Origin of the sequence: Streptomyces sp. FH025, assembly GCF_017427025.1 — a bacterium.
In the GTDB taxonomy this organism is placed as follows: domain Bacteria; phylum Actinomycetota; class Actinomycetes; order Streptomycetales; family Streptomycetaceae; genus Kitasatospora.
The window spans coordinates 1-1,545 of record NZ_JAFLNG010001114.1 but is presented as its reverse complement, the minus strand read 5'-3'; the positions used below and the strand labels follow the sequence as shown (position 1 = coordinate 1,545).

General features: G+C 73.9%; 1 protein-coding gene. It reads right to left on the bottom strand.

The window, feature by feature from the left end; all coding sequences use genetic code 11:
- Positions 1–1,545, bottom strand: a 1,545-nt coding sequence (locus J0670_RS37785) for a beta-ketoacyl reductase (protein ID WP_207817293.1), incomplete at both ends; no start/stop codon positions are given.

Here is a 1,545-nt window from a genome sequence, read left to right as displayed (position 1 = left end):
AGGGCTTGCAGCGGCCGTCCGGGGCGAGGCCTCGCTGGCGGGAGAACTCGACGAACGTCCCCGGAGAGGACATCACCGTCACGCCGCCGACCACGGCGAGGCTGCACTCGCCCTGGCGCAGCGCCTGGGCGGCCAGGTGCAGGGCGACCAGCGAGGAGGAGCAGGCCGTGTCGACGGTGACCGCCGGGCCCTCCAGACCGAAGGTGTAGGAGATCCGGCCGCTGTTGACGCTGCCGGTGTTGCCGGTGCCCAGGTAGCCCTCCAGGTCACCGGGCAGGGAGGGCAGCCGGCTGGCGTAGTCGTGGTACATCACACCCGCGTAGACGCCGGTGCGGCTGCCGCGCAGGCGGGCCGGGTCGATGCCCGCCTGCTCGAAGGCCTCCCAGGACGCCTCCAGCAGCAGTCGCTGCTGCGGGTCCATGGCGAGGGCCTCGCGCGGGGAGATGCCGAAGAACTCGGCGTCGAACTGCGCGGCGTCGTGCAGGAAGCCGCCCTCGCGGGCGTAGGACGTGCCGGCCGTCTCCGGGTCCGGGTCGTACAGCGCCTCCAGGTCCCAGCCGCGGTCGGCCGGGAAGCCGGAGATGGCGTCGCCGCCGGTGGCCACCAGGTGCCACAGCTCCTCGGGCGAACGGACCCCGCCGGGGAAGCGGGCGCTCATGCCCACGATCACCACCGGATCGTCGTCCGTCCGGACATCGACGACCGGGCCGGTCACCGACGCCACCGCGGCGGTGCCGCCGAGCTCGGTGCGCAGCAGCTCGGCGACGGCGTCGGGGGTGGGGTGGTCGAAGACCAGGGTGGCGGGCAGGCGCAGACCGGTGGCCTTGTTGAGGCGGTTGCGCAGTTCGACTGCGGTGAGCGAGTCGATGCCCAGCTCCTTGAAGCCGCGCCGCTCGTCGACCGCGTCCGCCCCGGCGTAGTCCAGCGCGGCGGCGACCTCCGTGCGCACCAGCTCCAGCAGCAGTTGCTGCTGCTCGGCGGCGTCCAGCCCGGCGAGGCGCTCCGTCAGCGAGTTGCCGGAGACCCCGGCGGAGTCCTGGGCCGACCGGCGGGCCGGGGTGCGCACCAGGCCGCGCAGGATGGCCGGCACCTCGGCGCCGGAGGCGCGCAGCGCGGCGGTGTCCAGCGCCATCGGCAGCAGGACCGGGGCGTCCATCGTCAGGGCGTCGTCGAACAGCTCCAGACCGCGCGACGGCGCCAGTGCGGCGATGCCCGTCCTGGCCAGGCGGCTGCGGTCGGCGTCGGTGAGCGCACCCGACATGGTGCTGTTCTCGTCGTCCCACAGGCCCCAGGCGAGCGAGGTGGCCGGCAGGCCCTGGGCGTGGCGGTGCTGGGCCAGCGCGTCGAGGAAGGCGTTGCCCGCCGCGTAACTCCCCTGTCCCGCGGTGCCGTAGGTGCCGGCCACCGACGAGAAGAGGATGAAGTGGGTGAGGGTGGTGAGGTGGGTGGTGGCGTGGTGGAGGTGCCAGGCGGCGTCGGTTTTGGGGTTGAGGACGGTGTGGAGGCGGTCGGGGGTGAGGGAGGTGAGGATGCCGTCGTCGAGGA